Origin of the sequence: Stenotrophomonas sp. CASM106, assembly GCF_049384825.1 — a bacterium.
GTDB classification, from domain to species: domain Bacteria; phylum Pseudomonadota; class Gammaproteobacteria; order Xanthomonadales; family Xanthomonadaceae; genus Stenotrophomonas; species Stenotrophomonas muris.
Window position 1 is genome coordinate 339076 of sequence record NZ_JBMRFS010000001.1, and the last position, 24116, is coordinate 363191.

The 24116-nt window shown below is 61.9% G+C and carries 24 protein-coding genes; 11 read left to right on the forward strand and 13 right to left on the reverse strand.

Translation table 11 applies throughout. The annotated features are described in order from the left end of the window. Nucleotides 1–94 precede the first annotated feature (94 nt). From VG556_RS01575 to VG556_RS01595, 5 genes are all read right to left on the reverse strand, one after another. Nucleotides 95–418, reverse strand: a complete 324-nt coding sequence (locus VG556_RS01575; protein WP_024956858.1) for a hypothetical protein — start codon at nt 416–418, stop codon at nt 95–97. A 720-nt stretch (nt 419–1138) separates the two neighbouring features. Further along, entirely contained in the window at nt 1139–1378 is a 240-nt protein-coding gene (locus tag VG556_RS01580) for a hypothetical protein (RefSeq protein WP_126412177.1), read from the reverse strand. A gap of 916 nt (nt 1379–2294) precedes the next feature. Beyond that, nucleotides 2295–2675: a Pycsar system effector family protein gene (locus VG556_RS01585; RefSeq protein WP_353949956.1), complete on the reverse strand. Its 381-nt coding sequence runs from the start codon at nt 2673–2675 to the stop codon at nt 2295–2297. Between the two features lie 88 nt (nt 2676–2763). Beyond that, on the reverse strand, nt 2764–3642 hold the full coding sequence (locus tag VG556_RS01590; RefSeq protein ID WP_353949944.1) for an E2 domain-containing protein: 879 nt from the start codon (nt 3640–3642) through the stop codon (nt 2764–2766). Beyond that, nucleotides 3639–5171 carry an adenylate/guanylate cyclase domain-containing protein gene (locus tag VG556_RS01595; RefSeq protein WP_033836004.1) on the reverse strand — a complete coding sequence of 511 codons (1533 nt, stop codon included), beginning with the start codon at nt 5169–5171 and terminating at the stop codon, nt 3639–3641. The genes VG556_RS01590 and VG556_RS01595 overlap by 4 nt, the downstream gene beginning before the upstream one ends. A gap of 133 nt (nt 5172–5304) precedes the next feature. Between VG556_RS01595 and VG556_RS01600 the strand changes: the two genes are divergently transcribed. Further along, on the forward strand, nt 5305–6225 hold the full coding sequence (locus tag VG556_RS01600) for a TIR domain-containing protein (RefSeq protein WP_088428977.1): 921 nt from the start codon (nt 5305–5307) through the stop codon (nt 6223–6225). Between the two features lie 2 nt (nt 6226–6227). Then, nucleotides 6228–6929, forward strand: coding sequence for an adenylate/guanylate cyclase domain-containing protein (locus VG556_RS01605; protein ID WP_197467664.1), 702 nt, complete (start codon nt 6228–6230; stop codon nt 6927–6929). Nucleotides 6930–7097: 168 nt separating this feature from the next. Here the strand turns inward: VG556_RS01605 and VG556_RS01610 are convergent, their stop codons facing one another. Together VG556_RS01610 and VG556_RS01615 are read right to left on the reverse strand one after the other, a co-directional pair. Next, a complete protein-coding gene (locus VG556_RS01610; protein ID WP_024956865.1) occupies nt 7098–9062 on the reverse strand; it encodes an AAA family ATPase in 1965 nt (654 codons plus the stop codon). 101 nt (nt 9063–9163) lie between these two features. Next, nucleotides 9164–9940, reverse strand: a complete 777-nt coding sequence (locus tag VG556_RS01615; protein ID WP_321210527.1) for a site-specific integrase — start codon at nt 9938–9940, stop codon at nt 9164–9166. Between the two features lie 404 nt (nt 9941–10344). Here VG556_RS01615 and VG556_RS01620 point away from each other — a divergent pair, with 404 nt between their 5' ends. Together VG556_RS01620 and VG556_RS01625 are read left to right on the forward strand one after the other, a co-directional pair. Next, nucleotides 10345–11319 (forward strand): DNA-binding protein, encoded by a 975-nt coding sequence (locus VG556_RS01620; RefSeq protein ID WP_049453653.1) that lies wholly within the window; start codon nt 10345–10347, stop codon nt 11317–11319. A gap of 150 nt (nt 11320–11469) precedes the next feature. Further along, the gene (locus VG556_RS01625) at nt 11470–12075 is read left to right on the forward strand and encodes a hypothetical protein (protein WP_033836002.1); all 606 of its coding nucleotides are present in this window, start codon (nt 11470–11472) and stop codon (nt 12073–12075) included. Nucleotides 12076–12100: 25 nt separating this feature from the next. Here the strand turns inward: VG556_RS01625 and VG556_RS01630 are convergent, their stop codons facing one another. Together VG556_RS01630 and VG556_RS01635 are read right to left on the reverse strand one after the other, a co-directional pair. Next, a complete protein-coding gene (locus VG556_RS01630) occupies nt 12101–12469 on the reverse strand; it encodes a hypothetical protein (protein ID WP_229295632.1) in 369 nt (122 codons plus the stop codon). Between the two features lie 177 nt (nt 12470–12646). After that, a complete protein-coding gene (locus VG556_RS01635; RefSeq protein WP_033836000.1) occupies nt 12647–13156 on the reverse strand; it encodes a lactoylglutathione lyase family protein in 510 nt (169 codons plus the stop codon). Between the two features lie 93 nt (nt 13157–13249). Between VG556_RS01635 and VG556_RS01640 the strand changes: the two genes are divergently transcribed. Then, the gene (locus VG556_RS01640; protein WP_033835999.1) at nt 13250–14158 is read left to right on the forward strand and encodes a LysR family transcriptional regulator; all 909 of its coding nucleotides are present in this window, start codon (nt 13250–13252) and stop codon (nt 14156–14158) included. Here the strand turns inward: VG556_RS01640 and VG556_RS01645 are convergent. Continuing rightward, on the reverse strand, nt 14118–14435 hold the full coding sequence (locus tag VG556_RS01645; RefSeq protein WP_369333260.1) for a helix-turn-helix domain-containing protein: 318 nt from the start codon (nt 14433–14435) through the stop codon (nt 14118–14120). The genes VG556_RS01640 and VG556_RS01645 overlap by 41 nt on opposite strands. Nucleotides 14436–14755: 320 nt before the next feature. Continuing rightward, nucleotides 14756–15001, reverse strand: a complete 246-nt coding sequence (locus tag VG556_RS01650; protein WP_033835998.1) for a helix-turn-helix domain-containing protein — start codon at nt 14999–15001, stop codon at nt 14756–14758. Between the two features lie 94 nt (nt 15002–15095). Here VG556_RS01650 and VG556_RS01655 point away from each other — a divergent pair, with 94 nt between their 5' ends. Next, entirely contained in the window at nt 15096–15374 is a 279-nt protein-coding gene (locus VG556_RS01655; RefSeq protein ID WP_033835997.1) for a hypothetical protein, read from the forward strand. Between the two features lie 43 nt (nt 15375–15417). Here VG556_RS01655 and VG556_RS01660 read toward each other — a convergent pair whose 3' ends face one another. Both VG556_RS01660 and VG556_RS01665 read right to left on the reverse strand, forming a co-directional pair. Next, nucleotides 15418–18429: a Tn3 family transposase gene (locus VG556_RS01660; protein ID WP_229295631.1), complete on the reverse strand. Its 3012-nt coding sequence runs from the start codon at nt 18427–18429 to the stop codon at nt 15418–15420. After that, nucleotides 18372–18785: a MerR family transcriptional regulator gene (locus tag VG556_RS01665; protein WP_012480230.1), complete on the reverse strand. Its 414-nt coding sequence runs from the start codon at nt 18783–18785 to the stop codon at nt 18372–18374. Before VG556_RS01665 ends, VG556_RS01660 begins: the two co-directional genes overlap by 58 nt. 90 nt (nt 18786–18875) lie before the next feature. Here VG556_RS01665 and VG556_RS01670 point away from each other — a divergent pair, with 90 nt between their 5' ends. The 5 genes from VG556_RS01670 to VG556_RS01690 are packed head-to-tail and all read left to right on the forward strand — an operon-like array spanning nt 18876 to nt 24109. Continuing rightward, nucleotides 18876–20834 carry an FTR1 family protein gene (locus VG556_RS01670; protein ID WP_021201907.1) on the forward strand — a complete coding sequence of 653 codons (1959 nt, stop codon included), beginning with the start codon at nt 18876–18878 and terminating at the stop codon, nt 20832–20834. Between the two features lie 24 nt (nt 20835–20858). Next, complete coding sequence (locus VG556_RS01675) at nt 20859–21476, forward strand: cation transporter (RefSeq protein WP_005413376.1); 618 nt, start codon at nt 20859–20861, stop codon at nt 21474–21476. After that, the gene (locus tag VG556_RS01680; protein ID WP_080240973.1) at nt 21473–21829 is read left to right on the forward strand and encodes a hypothetical protein; all 357 of its coding nucleotides are present in this window, start codon (nt 21473–21475) and stop codon (nt 21827–21829) included. Before VG556_RS01675 ends, VG556_RS01680 begins: the two co-directional genes overlap by 4 nt. A 55-nt stretch (nt 21830–21884) precedes the next feature. Further along, nucleotides 21885–23162 (forward strand): TolC family protein, encoded by a 1278-nt coding sequence (locus VG556_RS01685; protein ID WP_012480227.1) that lies wholly within the window; start codon nt 21885–21887, stop codon nt 23160–23162. After that, nucleotides 23159–24109, forward strand: coding sequence for an efflux RND transporter periplasmic adaptor subunit (locus VG556_RS01690; protein ID WP_111144257.1), 951 nt, complete (start codon nt 23159–23161; stop codon nt 24107–24109). Before VG556_RS01685 ends, VG556_RS01690 begins: the two co-directional genes overlap by 4 nt. Nucleotides 24110–24116: the final 7 nt, after the last annotated feature.

Sequence of the window (24116 nt, forward strand, 5' to 3'; positions counted from 1 at the left end):
CTCCTCGGCGCTCGGCGAGCGCATCTTCGGGGACGTCTTGAGTCTGTTCTTGAAACGCTACAAGCCCGGCCCCTTGAGTTTGGGTTGTGGGGCGTCATTCCTGGTTGGGCTTCAGAGCAGCCGCTTCATCTTGCGGGGTGCCAGATACTGCCGGCGGACTGATTGCGGCCCTCAGCCCAACCATCCAGTCGGCGATGTCCATCGCAAAGGCAAATTTGCCGCGGCGGCCGGGCACTTTGAATATCTTCACGGGCAAGGTTCCGCGTGCCTCTGCTTGGCGGAGCGCGTGGCTGGAGCGATAGCCAAGAGCTCGCGGCAAGTTTTCATAGCCGATGAGAGGCCCGAAATGAAAGGTCAATTCTCTTTCGATCTCACGGCGTTCCGGGGCCAGGATTGATTCGTTGGTCCGCTCCGTCATGGCGTGGTCACACCCCGTCGCTTGTGTCCTCCTGATTCTGCCCCTCTAATACGGATGGTGGAAGGAGTAACAAACTCGCGTTTCGTTACCCATCAAAGGTGAATGGGGAGGGGCACGGCCATGGCGCTCAAAGAGATACCCTTTTACGGCGAGGCGCGACTTGCCCGCATGCGTGCAAGCACGAGCATACTTCCCGCCAACCGAGCCGTGCCGTACTGCCTGCGATCACTCAGTGTCGGATTGTGGTTTGAATGCTTGCGAAGCCGAATGGGCCTATCCAGCGCATACGCGCTCGGACAGTCGATATCCCCGGAGCGTCCCGGCTGCCACTCCAATGTGTGGGTGAAATATGCCCATGCGGAACACGTCCCGTCCCAGGCGACGCAGGCAGCAGCCGAGGCGCGCTATCCCGGCTCCCGCATGGTTCTATGTTCACCGGTCTGGGCCGCTCTGAATGTCCACGAGGCACTTGGCGGTTGTGGAGAATCAATACTCATGTCGCTCAGTGCACCTGTGCAACTGGAAGTGTTCAGCGGAGCGAGCTTGCGAGCCGGCATGTTTGTCCGCCGAGACCGTCGGTTACGAGAGATCACCGAGGGCTTGTGCGGGCTGGGCACTCTGGATAGCCTGGCGGCACTAGTGGTGATGTTGAGGGTCGCCCATGAGCAGGGCAGACGGCATGACTGCTTTGCCTTGGGGCGTGCACTGCACGATTGCCTGCTACTGGTGGGGCAGGATAGTCCCATCCAGCTTATTGCCGAAGAGCTGTTCTGGTACTTCAGCCATTTCGTGCTTCCTTTCACAGGGTGCCGGGGTGTTCGGATTGCATCGTCGCGACGCCGCTTGCTCCTGCAGCATGAGGTTCTCTCCCGCCTCGTACTTGAGCTTGAAGACAGCGGGTTCGACTATCTCCCAGGCATGCGTCACCCGCTCTTGCGGGTAGTCCGCAATCAGCAGCATGCTCCGTCTTCGCGCTTCTTCTCGCCCGGCGTCGGACCCTGCAGCGCAACATCGCGGCAGATGGCGCGGTAGCGCTATCAATACAGAGTCTTGTTGAGACGAGGAGGCATCCAGGATGGTGAGCGCAGAGACTAAAGGCTCGACCGATTACGAAATGAGCCGCTTGTGGTGGGCGGCACGGCTGTCGCAGTCGAGTAGAGGCTCAAGATGATTGCCTATCTTGGTTGGGGGTCGCTGGTATGGCAACCCGACGGTCTACCGGTTCGTGGACAGTGGCTGGCAGACGGGCCAACGGTTTGCGTAGAGTTTTTAAGGCAATCCGGCAATGGACGGCTTACGTTGGTCATGCATGCGGCCGCGTCTGCTGTCACCTCCTTCTGGGTTGAGGCTGGTACCGACGACGAGGGCGACGCCAAGCGAGCCTTGCGTGAGCGGGAAGCCATTCCCTCAAAGAACATGGAGCGACACTTGGGGGTCTGGACACATGGCTGTCCAGCACCGGCGAGTATTCCTGGGCTCGCTGACTGGGCCGCTGCTCGCGGGATTACCACTGTGCTATGGACGGCGCTGCCACCGAAGTTCAACGGGGAAAATCAACGCGTCCCATCAGTGGAAGAAGCAGTTGCCTACCTCGCAAGCCTCTCAGGGCAAACTGCGACGCTCGCAGAAGAGTACGTCCGGCGAGCCCCGCCCCAGATTGACACCGTCTATCGTCGTGAGTTTGCTGCACGTCTAGGCTGGCATCCCCTTCCGAAAGGGAGCTAACTGCGACGTGCGTGTGATAGCCGATGGCCAAACTCCGGCAATGGCCAGCACCGTTTCTCACCTTGGGCCGACTTGGGCCGGAAGGCCCGGCCCTGTCAGCGCTGCCCGGGGCTCCGGCTCAACAACTGGATGAGCAGAAGCCACTTGTGTGTCACTTTGCCGGCGGAGGCAGCACAACGATGAGTGCCATCCATGGGGCGATTGCCAGAACAGTGGCAATGTACGCGTACTTCAAACAGCTGAATTTTGACGAGAGAATCTTGGAATTGCGCCAACATTGACCCAGGAGGTCTTCCTCGAACTCCATCAGCGTACGCTCCGCGCACTTCTGCAAGAACTCGTGCTCGGCCATGCTCGACACCCGTTCAAAGAAGATGAGCGAATTTGACCCGCCTCGCAGTTCCGGAAAATATCCGTACCACAGGTGCCAGAAGCTAACAGTAAGCGGTGTAAGGAACAAAACGCCCACAACCGAGATCAGGGCCGTTAGTTCATCAAGTTTCGGCAGCCGCGTCGCGATCATGGCAAGCATGCCCAGGTTGATACCCAGGCCGACCGAGAGTTTTGTGTCTACACGGGAGAAGAAGCCCAAGACCAAATTCAGCTGCTGCCAAGCGGCACTAACGCGGTCGCTTTGATTTGGCGGGTGGCCGCCAGAATTTTGAGGTTCTTGCACGGGGTGAGTTCTCTGTCTTGAGGGATACGGTTTGTGTTCGTTTGATGGCAGATCGAAGACCGCAGATGTCCAGCGTTCCGCAGCAGCGCGCTCCTGCAGCCGCACAATCCTCAAGGAAAGCTGTGTCGGCCAGCGCACATCGGTGCTGTTCCAAGATGAAAGTGACCAGGGCCGCAGCGTGGTCGCCACATGCAGTGATCGCACCGTCAGGATCGCGGCCACATGGGCAGACTGGGGGTCTCCCGACCAAGGTTTCAGTGCGCGTCGACACCCGAGCAAGGAGTAGTTTGCCGTGCCAGAGCTCGAGCCTCCGCTTCTGAGGGCGCGAATCCTTGCGGACCATGAACTGCCCCGCGAGCACATCTGCCTTGAATGCCGGACCCAGTCGTTCGGCTGCCTGCTCAGCATTGGCCTGATGCTGCGCAGCACGACCGTGCGCGCGGCCGTTCTCCGCTCCAGGAAAGACCCGGCGGGCGTTCGCGCCGATCTGGTAGGTCAGGTACTGGTAGACCGTGGCCCACCAATGCCTCGCTGCTGCTTCGTCTTGGATCCGGCTCGGATTGTCTTCTCCCCAGCCGAGGCAGAAGCTACGGTCACCGTTGATATGCCGATCGGGACAGAACCCCGGCAGCATGCCGGGGTCGGCGATCTCGCGCACTGAGACGTGCTCGCCTGCAACGGAGACGAGCAATCTAAATGCGTACTCGGCTCCGCCGGCCCGAACCACTGTGATCCCAACCAGCCCCCCGACAGGGTCTACGATCAACGTGGCACCGTAGTCCGGTGCCACGCGCTGCAGCAGCTCCAAAGGCCTTGGCGTCACGTCGCGGCCACATGAGGACGGATCGGCTGCGCGAGCGCAGGAGCCACTGCGGGTGCCACTTCAGCGTAGTGTGCCTCCAGTGTTGCCTTCGCCACGCGGTCCCCGGATGCGGCGAGTTCCTCCACCGCTGCGGCATAGTCTAGGTTCGCCGCCTTTCGCTTGTCGGTAAAGACGGTCCGTATCGCGGCGCTGGCGGCCTTGTAGGCATTTTCACCAATGGCCGTCTCCACACCGTCGCAGAGTCGTTGTTGGGCTTCAGATTCCAACACCGCTCGCCCCGTGGCACACCGCAGAAGGCTCCCCTTCATGCCCAGGCGGGAAATGGCAAGGGGGCCAAGTTCGAAGCCAATGGCCAATCCCAGCTCTGCCACTTCCGCGCCTTCGGCGCTCAGTTGCTCTAGGGCAGTGGAGAAACTGCTGCGCAATGCACCCGCGCACTGGGCAGCGGTGCTGACCGTGTCCTGCGCATCTGTCGTCTGTGACGTGCCCTCCAGCAGCACCCCATGAAGGCAGTCGCCAATAAAACGGACACGACGCCCTCCAAAATCCTCGTGTACGACCGCATCCAGCTCAGAGCGCAATACGTGCAGTGTTCGAACCAGATGTTCGGGATCCTCCTCTAAGTGCTTGTCCACGAAGTCGGTGAATCCGTCAATGTCGGCATAGATCGAAACGCCATCAAATCGCCTTGAGTTCGCCGCGCTGAGCAGGGAGAAGTCCAGATCAGAAAGCGGAGGCGTCGGTCGACTGAACTTGAATTCGCCGATAGGGAGCTCGGCCTGTTCATCTTTCCAGAGTTCGATGATGCGCGACTTGGAAATGCCGAGTGCAGCGGCCTCGACGCATGCGGAAATCTGAGCATCGGTCAGCGAAGTGGTGCGGTCCTTGTTGCCGGTCAAGGTAGGCAGTTCAAGCACGGCACGTGCGCCGTGCGTCAGGTAGATGCCTTCAGCCCCTCCATGCCCGGCACACTTGGCCGCCTGATTGGCTGGGGAGCCTAAGAAAAGAGGTTCTTGGCTGGCGCGACGACCATTGTTGACGGCCAACGCCATCCCGCTGTCAATGCCGACACGAACCTGGGCATTGGGGATGTGCGCGTCCGAGTCGCCCGTTTCAGCCAGCACATCGATGGCGAGCTGGGCGATCGCAACCGCGCGCTCGATCCGGGCGCGTTCGTTGGCATCGCCGTACGGCTTGGTCACAACCGCATGCAGCCGCTGGTTGTGAAAGTCCACACGGATGGCATCACTTTCAACGAGGATGCGATGGACGGCGCGGTAGTGCTGATTCAGGAATCGAAGGGCCCGCTTGTGGCAGGTTTCGCCTTCGATGTCAGTGCAGCTAAGCATGTCCGCCAGATTGACGATGTCGATGTAGACATGCGCCCCTTGGACGCGATAGGCGCGATTGACTGGAATATCCACCAGCGAGGTTTCCCGCTTGTAATCGCGGATGTCCACGTCGCGGACTTCGGCGTAACGGGTGGCAATGCGCTTCTTGGTGCGATCTTTTTTCCAGCTGTGTCCCATCGTGCTACTCCCTGCGCCCAAGAGGAGGCCAGGCCGGGCGGGTCGCGTCGCCTACGGCGTGGCTGGCAGCCGGATTCATTCCAGCTCCTTTGGGCGTATATTGGGACCCAGTTCACACTTTCAAGGGGGCAGTATGGGGACTGGGATCGTCGAGCGCCTCGCGGCGGATGATGGCAGGCGACTGATCGCCGCCTTGGCTGAGTTCCGCCTGCTGGCCGGCTTGGACGCGGCCGCAGCCCAGCTGGCACAGGCCGGGGAATTGCTCGACGTGGGGACAGGGCAGGCCTTTATCACTCAGGGCGCCCCAGAGACCGACGTTTTCTTCATTGTCTCCGGCTCCGTGGACGTGCTGGTCAACGGCAAAGTGGTTAATACCCGAAGGGCTGGGGACCACGTCGGCGAAATGGCAGCCATCGAACCGGCGCAACTGCGGGCGGCAACTGTTACTGCACGCGAGCCGACCGTAGTGCTAAAGGTGCCGGAAATCGATTTCAGCAGGATTGCGGATTCACACCCCGTCATCTGGCGGCGGCTGGCCGCGACCCTTTCGCGCCGTCTAAAAGAGCGCAATCACATGATTACCCAACCTCGCGGACAGGTCCGGGTCTTTGTGATGTCGTCGGTGGAGGCGCTCCCTGTCACGCGGTTGCTGGTACAGCACTTCGAGCACGACCCGTTCCTGACGGTGGTATGGGACCACGGGGTGTTCCGCGCCGCCAACTACACACTTGACGAGCTCGAGCGCCAGCTGGAACAGGCAGACTTTGCCATTGCCGTGGCCCACGCGGATGACATGGTCATCAGCCGCGGTGACGAGTGGCCTGTCATGCGCGACAACGTCGTCTTTGAACTGGGTATGTTCATTGGATTCCTGGGGCGTCGGCGCGCCTTCTTGATGGAGCCGCGCGAAGACAAGCTGAAGCTTCCCAGTGATCTCACGGGGCTCACGACCGTCCCCTACCGATACACCCCTGGCCCGGACGCCCGGGCTTTGATTGCACCGGCATGCGAACAAATTCGCTCCCGCATTCTCGAAGCTGGGCCGAGGGACTGACGGTGGCACTGCTGGAAGAGATGACGGCCGCCGTGCAGGCGATAGCACAAACCCGATGGTCTACACGGAGAGGTCAAGTTGTACCCGATCCAGAAGATGTGCGATTGGGCAATGACGCAGTGGAGTTTGATCGTGCCACTGTTTTGTACGCGGACCTGAACGGCTCAACGAATATGGTCGACACCGAAGCCTGGCAGTTGAGTGCAGAGATCTACAAAGCGTTCCTGCACTGTGCAGCGACGATCATCAGGAAAGAGGGCGGCAAGATCACCTCCTACGACGGAGATCGTGTCATGGGCATCTGGGTGGGTGACCGGCAAGCCACGCCGGCGGCTAAGGCCGGGTTGAAAATCAACTATGCGGTCAAGATGATCGTCATGCCAGCGTTGAAACAGCAGTACCCCGACTGGACAGGTACCGTGAGGCATGTCGTCGGAATCGACAGCAGCCCAATCCGAGCTGCTCGCACGGGTATTCGAGGCGGCAACGACATCGTCTGGGTTGGACGCGCGGCCAATCATGCGGCCAAGCTCACGGACCTGGACCTTGCCCCGTCAACCTGGATTACCGATGAGGTGTTCATCCGGTTGGCTGATGAGTTGAAGTACGGTGGAACGCCGCCGACTCTGATGTGGGAGGCGTTCCGCTGGAACCGGCAGGGTGGTCGCCGCATTCACGGATCAGACTGGGCTTGGCGCGTCTAAAGCGCCCTCTGCGGACCCGGCATTCGCAGGGCCAGCATGGCAGGGAAAGGGCGCACTGTTAGAGGCCGATTTCATGGCGCGGGAGTCAGGCAGCCGAGTCCTGCCCTCCGATGAGTGCGCGCCGGGAGAGGAACCCGCTGCCATTGCGGAGCTCTGGCAGAGGTTCATCTACGCACCGGCCCCTAGCGCCGCATTGATCTCAGCGAAGGCCTTCTCAAAGCGCTCCAGCGTTTCATTGATGGCCGTAGTTTCCGCGGCCAGCACGTGCTGATTCTGGATGAGCCAGTTGGCGGGAGTGAAATGATCCAGGGGCGGAACGGAAGCCCCCATGACATTAAACAGTGCTTCGGCCTGTTTGACCTGGCGCGTCAGGGCACCGTCTTGGCTGAACTGCCGGGCGGAAATTTGCCCTTTTCCCTTCAGACCGTAGGCACCGTTGAGGATGTCGGCGAAGACGGCGGGTGCGAAGAAGTCCTCAATGTCGCTCTCCGCCTTTCCGGTGAAATCCGTGGCTACCAAGACGCCGGAAGTCTTCATGATCTGAGACTCCCTCAGCCGCTGCACCTTGCCTTTATCGCCATTGCCGTAGTCACACAAGGCGACCATGTGGATGCCCTTGCCAGAGAAGAGCGAGGCGAACGATTGCACTTTGTCTATGCCGCCTGTGGGGCAGATCACCCACCGGCTGTCCAAGCCTTGGCGCTTGCGTTGCTTGAGCGCGTGCGATGCCGCCTGAAGATAGAGCACATCCGAAGGTCCTTCGACCAACAGGGTATGCGCTCCCACAAACAGGCTTTGGGTAACCTCGTAACCGAGATGGGCCTGAAGGGGGAACAGCGTGTCCTGATCGACGCTCAGGACGTCCGCGGAGACCTGTGTGCCCTTAACGGTGGGGCGGCGACGCTGGTCGTAGGTGACAACGTCCTCGACGACGCGAACGTCCGCAAGACGATCGGCCGGCACCATAAAGGGCGAGTGGGTGCTGTAGATGACCTGGTGGTCGGGGAGTAGACGCTCAATGATGTAGCGGAGCAGATCAGCTTGCGCCTTTCCATGTAGCGTCAATCCAGGCTCATCCAGAAGGATGATCGCACCGGGGTTCCTCTTTCGCATCTGCTTGAACTGCGACAGGAAGGAGAAGAACCAGACGAATCCGGCGCTGCGCTCAGACAGGGGCACCGAAACCTTGTGGTTGTCATTCCGAATGCGGATTTTGGCAACAGTCCCGCTATTGAAGGGGGCGGGATCCTCGGAGAGGCCTTGGGCAAGCGCTATCTCTACACTGAGCGCGTCGTTCTGACTCCAAAACTCGAAGATCTCATCGGTAATTTCATTGGAGGCGGCTTGGCAACGTGCGTTGAGCTCTTCCAGGCGTGTGCTGGACTGCAATTCGCTGACCGACGTCCCGGCGTACTCGAGGAAGTCGAGGAAAATCTGGTCACCCGGGGAGATCGTCGCGCCGCTTTGGGTGTCACGAGACAGCTTGTCCAGCGATATCTCCCCGGACATGCGATCAAAGTGAGAGGTATAGAAGAACGCCGGCATCCTTTTCTGCAGGATATCGATGGCCGCCAGCACTGGTTTCCCCTTGCGGAAGCCGCTGATGGACCGCTTGACCGCCTGCAATTGGTCAGACGGCTCGGGGTGCGCATCTATCTCGACCACGAGTCGATCCAGCAATATCTTGGAAAACTTCTCCCGCTCTTCGCCTGCCACACCGTGCTGGTCGAGCAGAAACGCGCGCACCACGTTGGGATCGACGTGAATGCTCCAAGTGCTGTGGCCACTGTAATCTGTCGTTACGTCAACGGTCGTACTACTTAACGCGCCGGCACCCAGGACGTCGGCGACCGCCTTTTGGTCTTCGTGGCTGAGCTCCCAGGTCAGGGTGGCAACCGGTGCGGGTTCGTCGTCGTGGCGTTCCTCATACCGCGTGAGGAAGCGGCGGGGGTAATCGCGCACCGTGTCGTAAGCAAACTGGTCGGCGATGGGACGGGTACCAAACAACGCCGTCAGAATTGCAGTCTTGCCCGCCTCGTTCTTACCGACCAAGCAGGTCAGCTCTCCGACATCGAACGTTCCGGAATCCTCTGCAGAACGGAAGTTTCGGATCCGTGCCTTGACTAGCTTCATGCTGCCCCCTGATTCCTGCCGTGGATGGTGCGCGTCTTGTGCAGGATAGGGCCCGAGCGGGGCACATTCAACGCGCACTGCTGGCAGCTCGGGCCGGAGGCTCAGTCCTCATCCATCAGGCGCGCGGCGGGGTTGCTGCCGACGCCGCCCTGCTGGAAATATCCGATCACGCTGGCCACGGAGCGGTGATCGGTCATCGCCATCAGCGCCGGCAGGGCCACCCCACGCCGCGCACCTTCGGTAACAAAGCCCGAGCGCAGGCTGTGGCCGGCAAAGTCCCCGTCCAGACCGGCCAACCGCGCCCGGTCCTTAACGATGGCGGCGACCGCCTTGCCGCTGAGCGCGCCGCCCAATGACCGTGGCCAGACGCGCCGGAACAGGGGGCCGTCGGTAATCTCGGCCACGTCCAGCCAGTCCTGCAGTGCGGTGGCTGCCTCTCCCAGGATGGGCTTGTCGGGGCTGCTGCCAACCACTGGCCCGGACTGCAAGGTTTTTCCGTGATCCAAGCGATAGGTGTAGCCGCCTTCGGGCAGTCGGGTGAGGTGATTCACCGTCGCCTCGGCGACTTCGCTGCGGCGGCGCCCGCCGCTAGCAAAGGCAAAGTAGAGCAGGGCGCGATCGCGCTTCCCCTTGAGCGAGGTGTCGCAGGTGGCCGCCATTGCGCGCAGATCTGCGGCTGACAGCGCGGTCTTCTTGGCCGGGCGCTCGCCTCGTTTGTGAGAAGCCCTGCGCCCCTTGGACAGTAGGGTCCTCACGGCGCGATCCTCGCAAGGGTTGTCTTGGCGGGCCTGCTTGTGGGCCGCCGACAAGACCGCCACCCGGTGGACCAGGCTGGAGAACGCCAGCGGCCCAGGCTTCTTCTTCAGGCCCGCATGCACCAAGGCACTATCCAAGTCTGCAGGCAGATCCCAACGAAGCCCCAAATCGCCTGAGCGCCCCATGTGATCCACGATGAACTAAACCACTGCCGCCGGGGGGACGGGTAGGGCGATGGGCCTGCCATAGCGCCCTTCGAACCAGCCCGCCCAATAGCGCAGGGCGCCGGCGTAGCTGCGAATGGTGTTAGGCGCTTCGGCCTCCTGCAGGATGTCTCGCACCGCTTCTGCGGCGGAAGTGGCCAGCCGCTCCGGAACCAGCCCCGAAACGAGTTCCCCTGACGCAGCAGTGATATTATTCATATGTACTATGTATTGTGCACTATGATTAGGTTGAGCTACATCTGATAAATATGCCTTATCAGACATGGCCTGCCAATTCTCACCGTTCCGCAGAAGGACACCCAATGGCCAAGGGCATCAGCGAACTGGATGTGCACCAGGCAGCGGACGACATCATCGCCGCCGGCGAACGTCCCACCGTCGAGCGAATCCGAGCCCACTTGGGCACCGGCTCGCCCAACACCGTCACGCGTTGGCTGGAGACCTGGTGGCAGACCGTAGGCTTTCGCCTGCGCCAGCGCGCCATTGAGGCGGCGGTTCCAGGCATCCCAGAGCGGGTAGCTCACCTGAGCCAGCGTTTGTGGCAGGCCGCGCTGCAGGATGCCGGCGAGCTCGCTCAGACCCAGCTGGAGTCGACCAGGCACGCACTGGAGGAACGCGAGCGCCTGCTGGAGGAGGACCGGGTGGCCCTGACGCTGGCGATTGAGGCCAGCCAGAAGCGCGAAAGGGAGGCTCAGGTCCAGACTCAGGCCGCCGCCACCACCGCGGAGCAGTTGGCGGCACAGGTCTCCCAGATGACGGCACAAGTACAAGACCTGCTGCGCCAACGCGATGGAGCCTATGGACGGGCGGAGCGACTCGAGCAGGAACTGGATGCCGTACGCCGCAGTCTGGGCGAGGCCGCGGCCGCTCACGAAGAAGAGAGGAGGGCGCTCCAGGCGCACGTCAGGGCAGTGGAGGATCGTGCCCATACGGAGGTTGACCGGCATCGCCAGGCGTTGCGGTCAGCCGAGCAGGAGTGGGGGCGGGAGCGCATGGCCTTGGCCACCTCATTGCGAGAGAGCGAGCAACAAGCCATTGCTGCTGCCAACCGCGAGCAACAGGCATTGCGCCGACTGGAAGGCGTGAACGCGCGGGCTGATGGCTTGGAGGCGCAGCTGACGTCACTGAAGGAAACCACTCGGCAAGTTACCGAGGCACTCCGACAAGGGAGAGCGAACACGGCAACGCCAAGCAGGCAAAGCAAGCCACGCCGCACCGCGCCCAGAAGAGTGGGCGAGCCGACACAAGAATCCAATAGCAGGAAATCTAAGACTTGAGGCCATCCATTCGATCAAGGCTTCTTTCCCCGAAAGACTTGGAGGACGTACACGCCCCCCCCCCAAAGTTCATCCTCGACCGCGCCCGAGAGCACGGCGCGACAGGCCCCGTACGAACGGTAGAAACCAGCACGCCGGAGGAGGAACGCCATGAAGCAGGGAAGAACTGACAGAGATTGGGCGGTGGTCGCTGTGATGACCTTTGCCGCAGGAGCCGTCTTGACTTGGGCACTCATGAGCAAGCCGAGTCCCAAATCCGCCACGTTAGCGCTTGACTGGCCGGCGTGGGTGCAAGCGATCGGCAGCATCGCAGCCATCATCGCCGCGGGACTGATCCCCCTTTGGCACGCCAGAGTCAGGAGACGGGAGGTCACACAGTCCCTCATAGAGCTGATTTCCTATGCGCGATTTCCAGCGACACTGATGCTGGCGCAGTTCGAGGGAGGATTCGGCGGCCCCCGGCTGATCTTGGCGCATCTGACCCAGCTTCATAAGGCTTTCGATTCAGTCAACTATGTTGACGTGCCGAACCGATCCTTGGCGATTGCGCTGCAGCAATCAGCAACGGCTGTGAGTGCACTTAAGGAGATCCAGGAACTCTTTCTGAGAAAAGAAGAGATGAAAAAGGGGCGGGGGAGCGAGATCGTTAAAAAGTACCTGCTCATGCTCGATAGAGCCGTCGAAGAAGCAATCAAGGCAACCGGTCAGCGGCCTCGAGACTTCAACTACGACACAATCGTGCTGCCTAATGAATAGCCCATGCAAATGCTGTTCGTTACAACTACGCGGTAATCCACGCATGATGAACGTCAAGTCGATCGGCAGACCCGGGCTCACCGGCCCAGCCATGCCAAGCGATCCGGCCCGGACCCTCGGAGGTAGGAGCCTCATGCTCGACGCATTGAGCCTCCACGGGGAAGCCAAAGGTTTCAAAGTAGAATCGATCCCCGTTTCGCAACAGAGGGCCGGCGCCATCGTGGAAGCGCACATTGGCTGAATTTCCGTAGTAGGTCGGCCACAGACGTGGCTCTTCAAGCAACGGCCAAACATCAGCTGCGGCAAGGCCGAGGACGATCAGCTCATTCGAGACAAAGTTTTCGGTGTAACCAGGAAGGTAGCCTTCCGGCCAACGAATGCCGTTCATTTTCATCATATGCTCCTTAGGGCTAGCGGCGCGGCTCGCCGATGAATCGTTAAAATTACGTTCGCCAGCTTCTAACTTGCAGACCTCTGACTTCTACAGCCGAGACACTTGCTCCGTACCGTCGTGTCTCAGTTTGGCGAGGACTGCCTGGCAGTCGAAAGCTGGCTGAGGGTGTGCGTGGAGCTAGACGTACGCGCCAGCTGAATACGTAAGCTCGTAGCTGTGGCTGTAGATCTCCAGGATGTTGCCCAGCGGATCCTCCATGTAAACCATCCGATAGGGCTTCTCCCCTGGGAAGTACTCTCGAACCGGCATTCGCTGCTTTCCACCAGCTGCCACAATCCGAGCGGCCAGGCCTTCAACGTCCGGATCCTGAATACAGAAGTGGAAGACGCCCGACTTCCAGTACTCGAAGTTGTTCGCGGGACGCTCGGCGTTATTGAACTGGAAGATTTCGACTCCAACCCGGTCACCAGTGGATAGATGTGCAATGCGGAAGCTGCCCCATCCAGGCCCAAACACATCCGTGCACATCACGCCAATTGCGCTTTCGTCTTCAGCAATCCTGGTCGGCGGCATGACGAGGTACCAGCCCAAGACTTCTGTATAGAAGGAAACCGCGGCATCGAGATCGGTAACAGACAGGCCGATGTGGGAGAAGGCGCGAGGGTAGGGAGGGGGTAGGGCAGGCACGGCACACCACTGAAGAGAGGGGTAGCCGCAAGATTAGACCCTGCAACTCAACCATGATCTGATCCATTTTTATCAGATTGATAAAATATTCTTATGCTGAATGAGCATTGGCTCCGATCCTTTCGGGCTATCGCAGAGGTCGGGAGCTTTACCAGGGCCGCAGGCCAGCTGCAGCTCACCCAGGCTGCGGTCAGTCAGCATGTACGTCATCTTGAGCAACAGCTGGGTGCCCTGTTTCTGCGCAGACCACGATTTATTGAACTGACGCCGGCGGGAATGGCTCTATTGCAGTACTGCCAAGAGATGGATTCGGCCGATCGCCGGCTTCAAGCCAAGCTCGCGAGCGCGGACAGCGATCAGGGGGAGTTTGCGCTGATAACCCCCGGGAGTGTTGGCCTTGCTCTTTACCCGGTGTTGCTGGACTTCCAGCGCACCCATCCCGGCTTGATCATTCGTCATCGCTTCTCGCCGGACCCAGAAATCCTATCGGCGGTACTGGAGAAGAAGTACGAGGTGGGTCTACTTGCACTTCGGCCGGATGACCCTCGGCTGCGGGCTGAGCCCTTCACCGAGGAGGCGCTTGAGCTGGTAGTTCCGAGAGGTGCCTGCGCGGACAGCTGGGCGGATCTTCAAAAGTTGGGTTTCGTTGATCATCCAGATGGCCAGGCTATGGCCACCCGCCTTCTCGCCCGCAAGTTCCCAGGAAATCCAGGCGTACGCGCGCTTCCTATACACGGCTTCACCAATCAGGTTGCGCTCATCCTTGAGCCGGTATCGCTCGGGCTGGGATTCACTGTCATTCCGCGACACGCCCGTGAATCCTTCGCTCGGCAAGACGCAATTGAGGTGGTTGACTGTGGATCTCCGGTGGTTGACACCCTCTGGATGATCCATCGATCCGAATGGCCACTGTCTGGGCCAGCTAAATGGTTGACCCAACAGCTTCGAGGCCTGCCTCGATTCAGCGGGAGGAGGGCTCCACCTCTCGCTGGAGCGGACTGAGGCCCCTTCTATACTGGTCTGGGGTCCGGCCAGAGTGTCGCTTGAACATCTCACTGAAAGACGTTGAGTTTGCATAGCCCAGATCGTCTGCAATCTGCGTAATTGATCGGTCTGAACCCAAGGCATCAATTGCCCTCAGAAAACGAAGCCGACTGCGCCACTCTCCGAACCCCATCCCTAGCTCGCGCTTTGCCAAGCGCTCAAGCGATAGCCTTTGCGTCTCGAAGCTTGTGTAGGGCGCAATCCTCCACGTCAGACAGTCGCGCCGAAAGGGTATAGGCCCCGCGACAAGCCCATCGGAGGCATTTAGGGGTTCGCTTTAGCGACCTGTGGAGCTGCTGTGGAGTGGGCCGGAGAAATGTCTTCACATCAACAACTGTAAAGACGTCGCTTCACCCGGATCTACACGAGGGTTCAGACCCCACGGTTCCACAAAACAGCCTAAAGTTTCGACCCGGCACGCCGAGGCCGATCTACGTCAGGGATTTCCGGCAGGGCGTGCCCCTTCCATCCGGTTGGCCGTCTGTCACTGGCGTGTGCGCCTGGTCCCGACCGGCCGGCAAGAAGCGCGAACCTACCGCTACACCCTAAGGGGCTTTAGCCTTTGATTCGCTTCTCAAAGTTTGTGATCAACTTGCCCAGCGAAAGGCCTGTCAGGCGGGCGATATCTCTCAGCTCCACCACATCAACCCTTCTCTTGCCTGTTTCGACGTCGCTGATGAATGACTGGCTGCGGCCCAGCATGCTGGACACCTGGGCCTGGGTCAGACCGGCAGCTAGCCGCGCCTCGCGAACAGCCTCAATGAGGGCAGCGTACTCTTTTCGATGGATGGACTTCGACACGACCGCGCCTTGGCTGAGCGGCCTAGAAAGCTATATCCAGTTCTCCGATATCTAAAAACCCGATATTCTGTCTTCTTCATTGACAGGGGGACGCATGAGCGAACAGCCATACCGCTTCATCACCGCGGCCAGAAGCAGAGCAACACTGATCCTGGCAGCATCAGCACTGCTAGCTGCCTGCAGCGGTCCGACAGACAAGAAGATGGTTACGAATGGAACCCAGCAGCAATACCGGCAGTCAATTGACGCTATCGACGCGGAACTCAATGCCCACGAAAGAGCGGCCTTCAACTGGGCAGTCGCTGGGATGAACCTTGAAGAGGGTCGGCAGGGAATCATTACGTACAGGGCCAAAAGCTGCCTAAGCGACTGAATTTCAAAGTTGATTGCTCGTCTCTCGATCAGGTTCTCCCCATCTATGGGGTCTGTTCAAGCACCTTGGCTGTGTAGCTCAGCGGCGCCACTTCCCTTTCAAGATCCAGGTGGTAGTCGCCGAAGCGATTGATGTGGCTGGTCCGATAAGGCGACAGGCCGGCCAGGATCTCGGGCGTCAGTTCAATCCCCTCCTTCCTCATCTCGGCCAAGGTCCGGCTCATGCCTTCCACGTTGTGGAGGATGATCATGTTGGCCACCAGCTGGCTGTACTTGATGATCTTGCGCTGCTCGTGTTGGACGTTCTCAGCAATGATCCCCTGGCTGCCAAAGAACACCCATTTCACGAAGCCGTTGTATTCCTCGCTCTTGTTGGTGGCAGCATGGATCGTTTTGCGGATCTCATTGTCATCAATGTAGCGCAGCAAGAACAGCGTTCGAACGGCCTTGCCAAGTTCCCGGAAGGCGAAGTACAGCTTGTTCTTCCGGCTGTAGGTGCCCAGCCGGCGCAGGATCGAGGACGCGGTGATCTTGCCCAATCGGATTGAGATCACCACCCGCAGCATGTCGTGGAGATGGGTGGCGATCAGTTGCCAGTCGATGCTGTCCCCGAACAGTGCCTGGATGTTCTTATAAGCCCTACCCGGTTCGGGCCGAAAGAATGTCAGGTCCTTGATGTTCCGGATCCGGGGCATCAGCTGGATGCCCAGCATGTGGGCCAGGCCGAAGACCGGATAGCTTTGGGCCTGCGTGTCGCCATGGACGATCTCAGGCTGGATGTCGGAAGTGTTGGCCAACAGACCGTCGAGGATGTAGATGCCCTCGTGCACGCCACAGGGAATGAAGTGGCTGAACGGCGCTACGTATTTGTCGGACACGTGGCAGTAGCCGATGCCACCGTAGCCGCCGTAGCGGATGTGATACTCCGACAGCAGGTTGTCCTCGTAGACGCTCCACTTCGTGCCATCAGCTGATGCGCTCTTGCCGCTGCCCCAATAGCCAGGCAGGTCGAATTTGTTGTAGGTATTGATGACCTCCACGATGGCCTTCTCAAGCACATCCTCGGTCACGTATTTCAGGTTGAGCCAAGCGACTTGGCGCCGGCTGAAGCCCTTGATCGACCGCGCCGTCTGCGTCGGCCCCAGGTTGCAGCCATAGCAGAATAGCGTGGTGATCACACGTCGGGGCAGATCTTCGACCTGGCTCTCGGTGCCGGCGATCGGGCGGAAGAAACGGTGCAGATCCAGCCATTGGCTGGCATCGATCAGGACATCGACGATGCTGGATTCTGGAAGCCGTTCGGCGATGAGGCGATCCACCGTGGTAATCGCGCTGGAGACTTCGGCGCGTTGCCCCTTCCGCAGCACCAGGCGCCCATCCAGGATGTCCGCATGTACGTTCTCCGGGAAACGCGCGTCGACCTCATCGGCCAGGGAGGTCAGTTGTGCACGTAATCCCGCCACGAAAGACTCGGCGTCGGTGGGCAGGCCTGACACCTGGCCGTAGGCTTCCAGTTCCTGGGCCAAGGTGGCTTCATCGACCAGCTGCTCACGGTAGTCATCAAACCGTTCGCTGCTGGGAATGAAGAGATCTCCGGACTTCAGTTCGTCCTTGACCTGCACCAGCACGGCCAGCTCGAAGTACTTACGGTGCATCCAGCCGGCGCCGGCTGCACTGGCCCGCTTGCCGAACACGTGCTGACACCAGAGCTTGGACATCCAGTCAAAGTCCTTTTCCGGGTCCAAACCGAGGGAGGCGACCTCGATCAGCTCACGGCGCTGGTTGCGCAGCGAGAGCACCGCTGCGATCAGCGGCTCCATGCCGGCGTCGTGGCTGGTCGCCCGAAGTTTCATCAGCTCCAGCCCATTGAACAGCAGCGGCCTGACCGCGCCATAGGGCTGCAGCATGAAAGGCAGGTAGTTCTTCCCGGCGTAGGCCATATGTTCTTCGCATTCGGCCAGCAAGGTCGACACTTCCGCTTCCAGGCTGTTGTCGATGGCATCCACGCGCTGACTATCGCTGCCGTCTAGCTGATAGGCCTGCAGGATTTCCTTGAGCTGGCCGATGAGGAAGTCGGCCCGTTTGGCATGTTCGAGCTGGTAGGCCAGCAATTTCTGCTGGGCCGTGTTCTCCAGCCCGCGCACCTGCTTGATGAACAACTCGGCTGCATCATCCAGTGTCTTGGCATGCTGGGCGCGAATGAAGATGGTGGCCAGCGCATAGCGCTTGTCCGGAGCCAGTTCGGCCAGCTCGCTGGCGTCATAGGCCCGAGCCATTGCACGGAACTGCTTGAGCTTGGGCACCGGCACATCGATGGGAGGCAGCTGGTCGGCCAACTGCTGCAGCATGCGGATGTGCTGCAGGTAGAACCGAACTTCCTTGTTGGTGGGCCGGCCGGGCTCGCGCTTGAGTGATTGCCAGCCGGTGAACCTGGACCCTTCCGGTGCGCGCAGCAGTTCGTCGATGAGCGTGCGCGTGGCAGGCGTCAGCGCGTGGCTGATGCTGCGGTAGTAGCCCAGATTGACCCGCTCACGGGCGCCGATGGCGGCCAGCTCCAGAGTGCGGAACCCGAGCAGCACCAGCGCTCGGTCTCGTTGATGGCGCAGCGCCGCCGGCCCATCACCCCGGGCATGTGCCGCAGCGATCGCCGCGGCCAGCCAGTCATCGAGCTCGACCAGCCGCCGAATCTGGAGCGGCGCGGCTTGCTTGACCTGGCCCGGGTGCAGGGTCTGGATGCCTTTGAGCACCTTGCGCACCAGCGGCGATCGGGTCGGGTCGACAAAGCCGTGGTCGCGGTGCCAAGAGGCGATGGCCGCCAGACGTTGGCGGAGGGTGCTGGTCGCCAAGGTCTGCGCATAAGCGGCCAGGTACCGGGCCACGCTGTCAGGTGTCGCTGGGAGGTGGCCTTGCCATTCAACCTCGAAGTGCCGCAGCGCCGACGCATAGCTGCGCACCGTGTTCTGGCGCGTGGCCGCATCGAGGTAGCGGTCCAGTTCGGTCACTGGCGCGTGGCCTCCACCGAGGTCGTCTGGCGCAGCGTCGACAGGATGGTGCATTCCGCCCGCTGCCCGCCATGGCAACTGGCAATCACCCGTTCCAGCTCGCTGGCCATGCGCTGCAGGTCGGCCATGCGGGCGCGCACGTCGGCCAGATGGCTGCGGGCCAACCGGTCCACGTCCCCGCACGAAAGCTCCTCATCGCCGGCCAGCTGCAGCAGGCTGCGGACCTCCTCCAGGCTGAAGCCCAGGTCCCGGCCACGCGCAATGAAGCGCAGCCGCTCGATGTCGGCCGGGCCATAGACCCGGTAGCCGTTGCCCGTGCGCCCCGGGCGCGGCAGCAACCCGATCCGCTCGTAATAGCGAATCGTCTCCAAGTGGCATCCGCTGGCGTCGGCAGCCTCACTGATTTTCATTCGTAGTACGCTTGACTCCGTAGTAGCTACGGACTTTACGCTGAACCCGTATCCGCCGCCACTCCGGCCGCGGCGCTGCATGTGACGACCATGCCACTGCCCATCGCCTTGATTCGCTACTGCCTGATTGCCTTGCTGATCGGCTGGGTTCTGCCCGCTTCTGCTCAGGCGGAGCCTGCCGCAGCAGACCTGCGCCAAACCTGGCAGATGCTCGATTACATCGCGGTCGACTACCCCGGCGCGGTCCAGGCCGGTCGCGTAATTGCCCCCAACGAATACGCCGAAATGAGCGAGTTTGCCGGCGCCGTGCGCAGTCAGCTGGCAGCATTGCCCGGTGGCCAGAACCAGCAGGAGCTGACGGCCCAGGCCGACCGCCTGGTCCAGGCGGTGGCAGAGAAGGCCGACCCGGCGCAAGTGGCAACGTTGGCGCGCGGGCTCGGCACGACGCTGTTGGCCCGCTACCCGATCGGCGCTGTTCCGGCGAGCGCGCCGAAGACCTCCCAGGCCGCGTCCATCTACAGCCAGCAGTGCGCGGCCTGTCACGGCCCCACAGGTCACGGTGATGGCCCCGCCGCGCAAGCGTTAAGTCCGCCGCCGATCGCGTTCACCGATGCCACTCGCGCCGCGCAGCGAACGCCGCTGTCGTTGTACGAGGTCATTTCCCAGGGTGTGCCGGGTACCGGCATGGTCAGCTTCTCTGGGCTGTCAGAAAGTGATCGCTGGGCGTTGGCATTCTATGTGGGCAGCTTGGGGTACTCCTCGCAAGCCAAGGCTCAAGGTGAGGCGTTATGGCGCACCAGTGCCGAGGCCCATACGCACATTCCCTCGCTCGAAGCGCTGACACGCACGCGAGAGGCCGATCTTGCCACCACGATGCCCGCCGATCAGGCAAACGCGATCATCGCCTACCTGCGTTCGCAGCCACAGGCAGTAAACGAAGCGGTACCAGGAGCCGATCGCTTTGCGGTGGCGCGGCAGCGACTGGCCGCCAGCCAGCGCGCTTACGCTGATGAGGACCTGGCTCAAGCCAAAAAGCTTGCGCTCTCGTCCTATCTGGATGGTGTAGAGCCGCTTGAACCCACGCTGGCCACGCGCAATCCGTCATTGCTGCGAGAGATCGAGACGGCCATGGCAGGCTACCGCGCGCAGCTGGATCAGCATGCGCCCGCGGCTGACGTTGCCGGGCAGGCAGCGCAAATTGCCCAGCTGTTTGATCGCGCGGACGTGGCGCTGCAGGACACCCGAATAGGCGCCAGCACCGCGTTTCTAGGCAGCTTTACCATCTTGGTACGCGAAGGACTGGAAGCGCTGCTGATCGTGATTGGTATCGTGGCGTTCTTGCGTAAAGCCGAGCGGTCTGATGTGTTGCCGTATGTGCATGCGGGTTGGATCTGCGCGTTGTTGGCAGGCGCAGCTACCTGGGCAGTGGCCACTTACTTTGTTGATATCAGCGGTGCGAACCGGGAAGTCACTGAGGGCGTCTCGGCCTTGTTCGCTGCCGCTGTCCTGCTCAGCGTAGGCATCTGGATGCACCAAAAGAGCCTTGCAGGGCGGTGGCAGGAGTACCTGCACGCCAAGCTGACGACTGCGCTGACACGGCGCTCGGCTGTTTTCCTGTTCATGCTGGCCTTTGTCGCGGTGTACCGCGAGGTGTTTGAGACGATCTTGTTCTACATCGCGATGTGGAGCGATCAGGCGTCCACCGCCATCCTCGCAGGCCTGGTGGCGGGAATCGCGGTGTTGGCTGCGGTGGCGTACTGGATGCTGCGCATGAGCAGGCGGCTGCCGATTGGCCGGTTCTTTTCGATCAGCTCGATTCTCATCGCGGTGATGGCGGTCATCCTGATCGGTAAAGGCGTGGCCGCGTTGCAGGAAGCGGGCTGGATCTCTCAAACACCGCTCGCGTTGCCGCGCATCGAGTGGATCGGCCTGTATCCCACCTGGCAGTCGCTGCTGGCGCAGGTATTGGTAGGCACCGCCGCCATCGTGGGGTTCCTCGCCAATGCCCGTTCCGGTGTGCGTAGACAGCCAGGCGCAAACAAGCAATGAAACAACACAGCAGAGGACCAAGACATGAGTGATTGCGGGTGCCACCACGAAGCCAAGAACAAGGAGGAGCGACGCATCCTCTGGATCGCCTTGGTCCTGAATGCAGCGATGGCCGTGATCGGCGGCATTGCCGGCTGGATTGCCCATTCCACCGGGCTGCTGGCTGACGCGCTGGACATGCTGTCTGACGCCACCGCCTATGCCATTGGCCTGGTCGCTATCGGGCGCACGGCGCGCTTCAAGGCCAACGCCGCGTGGGTCAGTGGCAGCGTGCTGCTGGTGCTGGGCGTAGGCGTGCTGGTCGAAGTCGGCCGCCGGGTGATGTACGGCGCCGAGCCGGTCAGCGGTTGGATGATCGGTACCGCTCTGGTCTCGCTGGCCGTGAACCTGAAGGTGCTCCGTATGCTCGCCCCCTTGAAGTCTGGCGAAGTGCATCTGCGAGCGACCTGGCTGTTTACCCGCGCCGATGTGGTGGCCAACGTTGGGGTGATTCTGGCCGGCCTGTTGGTGTGGTGGCTGGCCAGCCCCTACCCGGATTTCGTGATCGGCGCCCTGATCGGCCTGTATGTGATCAAGGAGGCTTTCGAGATCTTGGGTGATGCTCGCCGGGCGCGTGCCGACGCGCGCAAAACGCCTGCATGACAGCGCTTGGCCGGCTGAGCTGTGGCCTGCGCTGGCTGCTGCTGGCGCACTTGGCCGTGGGCCTTGTGACGCAGCCGGTGCTGGCAGTGGTTGGCGAGCTCCATGCTCAAACCCATCTGGCCGCGGCCGACCATGACCCGGCAGTGGCATCACCAGCTTCCGAGCGTGGCGTAGACGCCGCGCTGCACCGGCTACAGCAGCTGGTGCTGTGCTGTAGCCAGGCCGCGCCGGCTCCAGAAATAGTGTTGGCCATTGCTCATATCGGCCGGCATTGGCCGTCGGCGACAGCCCATGCGGACAGATATCGGCATGAGCACCTGCTCGCGCCGTTCCGGCCGCCGGTCGCAGGGTGATGCGCGCCGGCGTGCGCCGGATCCCTGTTGGCTATCGAAAATTCTGGAGTACTTCATGCATGTGCGATTGGCGGCCCTGGCCGCGTGGCTACTGTTGAGCGCGGCGGCAACGCCGGCGACAGCAGAAGAGCTGATGACCTTGGACGACGCGTTTGCACGCGTGGCCCAAACCCACCCCGAGCTGCGCCTGGTCGATGCGCGAGCCACGGTGCTCGCTGCCGAGCGCGACCAGGCCGTGCAGCGGCCACCGTGGACGTTGGGGGCGGAGGTTGAAAATGCGCTGGGCACGGGCGCGGCCCGTGGCCTGGACAGCGCGGAGTTGACCTTGAGCCTGAGCTCGGTCCTGGAGCGCGGCGGCAAGCTCGACGCCCGCCGCACCTTGGCCCAAAGCCGGATTGATGCACTGGCCGTGCAGCGCGAGACCGGGCGGCTGGACCTGCTCGCCGAGACGGCGCAGCGCTATTTGGCCGTTGTCGGTGCCGACCGGCAACGCAGCCTGGCGAACATGGATGTCGGCCAGCGCCAGCGGACCGTCGCCGCTGCCCGGCAGCGCCTGCAGGCTGGCGCGTCTCCCGAATCGGTGATGCTCACCGCACAAGCAGCACTGGCGAGAGCAGAATTGACCCGTGATCGGGCCGAGCAGCAGCGCATTGCCGCCCGGCAGCACCTTGCTGCCCTCTGGGGCGAACGTGCTCCGAGCTTCGAGGTGGCCGCGGCGGATCCCATGACCCTGCCGGCGATCGCGTCCATGCAGTCGCTGGCCGAGGAATTGGAGCGCACTCCCGAGTTGGCGCAGTTTGCCGATGCCCGCCGGATCGCGCAGGCACGACTGCAGCTGGCGCGTTCGGCGGCCTCGCCGGACTTGTCGTGGCAGCTGGGCGTGCGCCGCCTGCAGGAGACTGACGACACCGCGCTGGTGGCCAGCCTGTCCATGCCACTGGGCAGCCGCAGCCGCGCGCAGCCGGAGATCCGCGCCGGCGAAGCCGAGCTGGAGGTTCTGACGATCGAGCGCGAGGCCAAGGGCCTGTCGCTGTATTCCACGCTGGTCGAAGCCCATGGTCGCTACACCGTGGCGCAGGCCGAGGTGGCACGGCTGCAAGGCGAGGTGCTGCCGAAGTTGGCCCGGGCTGAGCAGGCCGCCGAGCGCGCCTATCGCGCCGGCGCGATCAGCTACCTGGAATGGGCACAGCTGCAGTCCGAACGCACGGCCATGGCCCAGCAGCAGCTGGACGTGGCGCTCGATGCGCAGCGCGCCCTGATCGAAATTCAACGCCTGACCGGCCAGGCGCTTGTCGCGCCGCCGGCGGCTGCTTCCACCGGAGAGACCCCATGAATCGCTTTTCCTGGACCGCACTGGGCATGGCCCTGATGATGCTGGCCGCCTGCAACGCGTCGGCCCCCAACGAAGCGTCCGAAGGCGGCGCCGCCGCTGAGGGCGAAGAGCACGGCGAGCACGAGGAAGCGCCGCTGGAAACCAAGATTGCCGCCAAAGCTGCGCAGGCAGCGGGTATCCAGGTCGCACCGGCAGGCCCCGGTGAGATTGCTGACGAGCATCAGGTGCAAGGGCTGTTGACCCCGATTGACGGTCGCATCGCGCAGGTCACGGCACGCTTCCCCGGACCGGTCCGCTCCGTGCGTGCGGGCGTGGGTGATCAGGTACGGGCCGGCCAGGCACTGGCCACGGTAGAGAGCAACCTGAGCCTGACCACCTATACCGTCACCGCGCCGATCAGTGGCGTGGTCATGGCGCGCACGGCCGCCGTAGGCATGGCCGCCGCTGAGGGCGCGCCGCTGTTTGAGGTCGCCGACCTGTCCACGCTGTGGGTGGACCTGCACATCTTCGGCGCCGACGCCCAGCACATCGGTGCTGGCGTGCCGGTGACGGTTACCCGCTTGAGCGATGGCGTCACCGCACAGACCACCTTGGAGCGCGTCCTGCCCGGCACCGCCACCGCCAGCCAAAGCACCATTGCGCGCGGCACGGTGGCCAACACCGATGGCCTGTGGCGGCCGGGGTCGGCGGTCAAGGCGCGGGTCACCGTGGATCGCCAATCGGCAGCGTTGGTGGTGCCGATCACGGCGCTGCAGACCGCAGAAGACCAGGACGTGGTCTACGTGCAGCAGGGCGAAACCTACCACACCCGGCCGGTGAAGCTGGGGCGCCGCGACGCCGAACGCGCCGAAGTGCTGGAAGGCCTCAAGGCCGGTGAACAGGTGGTGGTGGCCCAAAGCTTCCTGATCAAGGCCGACATCGAAAAGTCCACCGTGGAAGAAGAATGAGGCCCGC

Bases quoted from the DNA above. Each gene is read 5' to 3' on its own strand.
- VG556_RS01575 (WP_024956858.1), bottom strand. From the start codon at position 418: ATGACGGAGCGGACCAACGAATCAATCCTGGCCCCGGAACGCCGTGAG.
- VG556_RS01580 (WP_126412177.1), bottom strand. From the start codon at position 1,378: ATGCTGCTGATTGCGGACTACCCGCAAGAGCGGGTGACGCATGCCTGG.
- VG556_RS01585 (WP_353949956.1), bottom strand. From the start codon at position 2,675: ATGCTTGCCATGATCGCGACGCGGCTGCCGAAACTTGATGAACTAACG.
- VG556_RS01595 (WP_033836004.1), bottom strand. From the start codon at position 5,171: ATGGGACACAGCTGGAAAAAAGATCGCACCAAGAAGCGCATTGCCACC.
- VG556_RS01600 (WP_088428977.1), top strand. From the start codon at position 5,305: ATGGGGACTGGGATCGTCGAGCGCCTCGCGGCGGATGATGGCAGGCGA.
- VG556_RS01610 (WP_024956865.1), bottom strand. From the start codon at position 9,062: ATGAAGCTAGTCAAGGCACGGATCCGAAACTTCCGTTCTGCAGAGGAT.
- VG556_RS01620 (WP_049453653.1), top strand. From the start codon at position 10,345: ATGGCCAAGGGCATCAGCGAACTGGATGTGCACCAGGCAGCGGACGAC.
- VG556_RS01625 (WP_033836002.1), top strand. From the start codon at position 11,470: ATGAAGCAGGGAAGAACTGACAGAGATTGGGCGGTGGTCGCTGTGATG.
- VG556_RS01630 (WP_229295632.1), bottom strand. From the start codon at position 12,469: ATGAAAATGAACGGCATTCGTTGGCCGGAAGGCTACCTTCCTGGTTAC.
- VG556_RS01640 (WP_033835999.1), top strand. From the start codon at position 13,250: ATGCTGAATGAGCATTGGCTCCGATCCTTTCGGGCTATCGCAGAGGTC.
- VG556_RS01655 (WP_033835997.1), top strand. From the start codon at position 15,096: ATGAGCGAACAGCCATACCGCTTCATCACCGCGGCCAGAAGCAGAGCA.
- VG556_RS01660 (WP_229295631.1), bottom strand. From the start codon at position 18,429: ATGCACCATCCTGTCGACGCTGCGCCAGACGACCTCGGTGGAGGCCAC.
- VG556_RS01665 (WP_012480230.1), bottom strand. From the start codon at position 18,785: ATGAAAATCAGTGAGGCTGCCGACGCCAGCGGATGCCACTTGGAGACG.
- VG556_RS01670 (WP_021201907.1), top strand. From the start codon at position 18,876: ATGCCACTGCCCATCGCCTTGATTCGCTACTGCCTGATTGCCTTGCTG.
- VG556_RS01675 (WP_005413376.1), top strand. From the start codon at position 20,859: ATGAGTGATTGCGGGTGCCACCACGAAGCCAAGAACAAGGAGGAGCGA.
- VG556_RS01680 (WP_080240973.1), top strand. From the start codon at position 21,473: ATGACAGCGCTTGGCCGGCTGAGCTGTGGCCTGCGCTGGCTGCTGCTG.
- VG556_RS01685 (WP_012480227.1), top strand. From the start codon at position 21,885: ATGCATGTGCGATTGGCGGCCCTGGCCGCGTGGCTACTGTTGAGCGCG.
- VG556_RS01690 (WP_111144257.1), top strand. From the start codon at position 23,159: ATGAATCGCTTTTCCTGGACCGCACTGGGCATGGCCCTGATGATGCTG.